Annotated in this window: 3 protein-coding genes; all 3 read left to right on the forward strand. The window is 48.6% G+C overall.

Translation table 11 applies throughout. The features are described from left to right. A partial coding sequence (locus AC1DWB_RS33495) for a DNA translocase FtsK (protein ID WP_477545411.1) occupies positions 1-435 on the forward strand: 435 nt, incomplete at its 5' end. Positions 436-789: 354 nt separating this feature from the next. Continuing rightward, positions 790-1,563, forward strand: coding sequence for a spore cortex-lytic enzyme (gene sleB / locus AC1DWB_RS33500; protein ID WP_477545412.1), 774 nt, complete (start codon positions 790-792; stop codon positions 1,561-1,563). Positions 1,564-1,754: 191 nt separating this feature from the next. Beyond that, on the forward strand, positions 1,755-2,545 hold a 791-nt coding region (gene yfmF / locus AC1DWB_RS33505), incomplete at its 3' end, for an EF-P 5-aminopentanol modification-associated protein YfmF (protein WP_477545413.1).

The following is a 2,545-nucleotide window of genomic DNA, read 5'->3' on the forward strand; positions in this document are numbered from 1 at the left end:
ATCCTGGATCTGGTCGGAGCGGAGAAGTTGCTCGGACGGGGGGACATGTTGTTCCTGCCGATGGGGTCGTCCAAGCCGGTTCGCGTGCAAGGCGCCTTCTTGTCAGATTCCGAGGTAGAATCAGTCGTATCCTTCTGTAGCCATCAGGAGAAAGCGAAGTATCAGGAGGAGCTTGTTCCGGAAATCGATGAGTCAAGTGATGCACAGGAAGAGTTCGAGGACGAACTGTACGATCAAGCGGTGCAGATCGTGCTTGAGGCCAAACAAGCCTCTGTATCGCTGCTTCAGAGGCGGATGAGAGTCGGTTACACACGCGCTGCCAGATTGATCGATTCCATGGAAGCCAAAGGAGTCGTCGGACCTTATGAGGGCAGTAAACCACGAGAGGTACTCATCTCTTCCGAACAATATCACCACAATCGTGTAAGCTCTTAGTGAAAATGGTAAGGAAAGAGGAATCATTCCTCGGTCCTTACCTTTCTTTCTTTTACTCTCCCCTCAAGCCATTGAGGGGGCTTTTTTTGTTTTGAAACTCTGGAGCGGAGAAGGGGAATAGGGGCCATAAAGTTTACGGGCTGCCTTTGAAACCTCGTTATCACCACATATAGGATCAAAAGAACGAGGTTTCAACAGCAGCTGGCGGACACTATCCACTTTGTAGCGGATTTGAGTTTCGATCTTAATTATTGCCCCACAATGGCTCCCCCTTCCCTGCATATTCAAGCGCCCCCTTCCTCATACTAAAAGAAAAGCTTATGACATCCAGATAAGGAAGGTTGAGCGAATCTCATGAACAAACGTATACTTGTCATTACACTCAGTATTTTGCTGCTCTTGTTTGTATCGATGCAGGTGAAGAGTAGCATGCAGACGGAACAAACGTTCAGCAGCGCTAAGTTGAAGTACGGAACCAAAGGGGAGGACGTCTATGAACTGCAAGGACGCCTGAAATACCTCGGCTTTTATTCGGGGAATGTAGATGGAGATTTTGGCTCCAAAACACAGCAGTCGGTCAAAAATTTTCAATACAAATTCGGGATGAAAGTGGATGGTATTGCAGGCTCTAAGACCAAGCTGAAGCTCTGGGAAGCGACCAAGGCATGGACACCGGAGAAGACGCCTCGCAAACAAGCGGGTGCGACAACACCGGCGCCAAGTGCACCAGCAAAAGGCGGATCAAACCTACCGGCTTCCAGCCATCTCGGACTCTCGGAGCAAGATCTTAACTTGATGGCCAATGCTGTGTATGGGGAATCGAGAGGCGAACCCTATGTCGGGCAGATTGCCGTCGCGGCGGTTATCTTGAACCGGGTGAAGTCATCCAGCTTCCCGAATACAGTATCTGGCGTAATATTCCAACCTGGAGCTTTTACCGCTGTTGCGGATGGTCAGATTTGGTTGACGCCGAATGAAACTGCTAAGAAAGCGGTCCAGGATGCTTTGAATGGATATGACCCATCCGGAGGATGCTTGTATTACTTCAATCCAGAGACAGCAACATCCAAGTGGATTTGGACCCGGGTACAAGTCAAGAAAATCGGGAAGCATATTTTTTGCAATTAGCGTGAACGCGACCGCAGAAGTAACCTGGTTCAGGTTGCTTCTTCTGTTTGTAGAAGAATATAATGGTTGTAAGTCAGATACATTGGTAGAAGGTAACCATTCATTGGTTCAAGCGAAGGGAGTGCACATAGTTGAAAGCGAACACCAACTTTTTCGAGAGAGACTCCGTAAACCGAATCCGGCTTCACGTCATGCCGACTAAGCAATTCAAGACATACGCGATATCGGTGTACATAGGACAGCCATTATCAGAGCAAACCGTAACGAGTGTGGCATTGACTCCATTCGTACTGCGACGCGGGACTTCCGCACTTCCGGAAACGAAGCAATTCAGAGAGAAGCTGGACGATTTGTACGGGGCCGGATTCGGCTTCGATGTGTATAAGCGTGGCGATTACCAGATTGTTCAGTTCCGAATGGACCTCATTCATGACCAGTTCGTTGCCGGAGCTAATGGATTGCTTAAGCAAGGCCTCGAATTTGTGGGGAGTACGATCTGTGACCCATTGGTGGAAAACGGGGCGTTCCGTGACAAATACGTCAATTCGGAAAAAGTGACGGTTCAGAAAAAATTGGAATCGATCATTAATGACAAAATAAGGTATGCGGCCGAACGCTGCATCGAAGAAATGTGCAAGGATGAACCGTATYGGCTGCATCCGTTAGGCCGATTGTCTGACTTACCGGAGATTACGTCCTCAGCGTTGTATGCATCGTATACCCAATGGCTGCGTGATGCGCCAATCGATCTGTATGTAGTCGGGGATACGACAATGGAGGAAGTCAAGCAGTTGGTTGGACAATCATTCAAGCTGGATAGGACACAAGAAGCCGTATACATTACGAATCCAGTCCTTCGACAAGCAAGGGATACACAAGAGATCGTGGAGCGTCTCGACGTAAGTCAAGGAAAACTCAACATGGGTCTTCGTACACCTATCACGTATGCCAACGAACAATATCCGGCTGCCTTGATGTACAA

This window comes from Paenibacillus sp. P4_E11, assembly GCF_056401635.1.